This is a genomic window from Planococcus chinensis (assembly GCF_020071995.1).
In the GTDB taxonomy this organism is placed as follows: domain Bacteria; phylum Bacillota; class Bacilli; order Bacillales_A; family Planococcaceae; genus Planococcus; species Planococcus chinensis_A.
Map to the genome: position 1 here is coordinate 1 of NZ_JABWTK010000027.1, position 1012 is coordinate 1012.

Annotated in this window: 1 rRNA gene; it reads left to right on the top strand. The window is 53.1% G+C overall.

Annotation, left to right across the window (positions count from 1 at the left end):
- A 23S ribosomal RNA gene (locus HU147_RS19040) occupies positions 1–1012 on the top strand; the annotation flags it as partial.

The window sequence follows — 1012 nt, forward strand, 5'->3', positions numbered from 1 at the left end:
GTGTGCCTACAACTAGTCAAAGCCCGTTTATGGGTGATGGCGTGCCTTTTGTAGAATGAACCGGCGAGTTACGATTGCATGCAAGGTTAAGGTGAGAAGCCGGAGCCGCAGCGAAAGCGAGTCTGAATAGGGCGAATGAGTATGCAGTTGTAGACCCGAAACCAGGTGATCTACCCATGTCCAGGGTGAAGGTAAGGTAACACTTACTGGAGGCCCGAACCCACGCACGTTGAAAAGTGCGGGGATGAGGTGTGGGTAGCGGAGAAATTCCAATCGAACCTGGAGATAGCTGGTTCTCTCCGAAATAGCTTTAGGGCTAGCCTCAAGATTGAGAATCCTGGAGGTAGAGCACTGTTTGGACTAGGGGCCCATCCCGGGTTACCGAATTCAGACAAACTCCGAATGCCAGTGATTTATGCTTGGGAGTCAGACTGCGAGTGATAAGATCCGTAGTCAAGAGGGAAACAGCCCAGACCACCAGCTAAGGTCCCCAAATATCCGTTAAGTGGAAAAGGATGTGGCGTTGCTTAGACAACCAGGATGTTGGCTTAGAAGCAGCCATCATTTAAAGAGTGCGTAATAGCTCACTGGTCGAGTGACACTGCGCCGAAAATGTACCGGGGCTAAACGGATTACCGAAGCTGTGGATGGACATCTCAGATGTCCGTGGTAGGAGAGCGTTCTAAGGGCGTCGAAGCGGGACCGGAAGGATCCGTGGAGCGCTTAGAAGTGAGAATGCCGGTATGAGTAACGAAAGACGGGTGAGAATCCCGTCCACCGAATGCCTAAGGTTTCCTGAGGAAGGCTCGTCCGCTCAGGGTCAGTCGGGACCTAAGTCGAGGCCGATAGGCGTAGACGATGGACAACAGGTTGATATTCCTGTACCACCTCCCCGCCGTTTGAGCAATGGGGGGACGCAGAAGGATAAGGCGAGCGCGCCGTTGGTTGAGCGCGTCCAAGCAGCAAGGTGGGAAACGAGGCAAATCCCGTTTCCGCAAACATTGAACTGTGA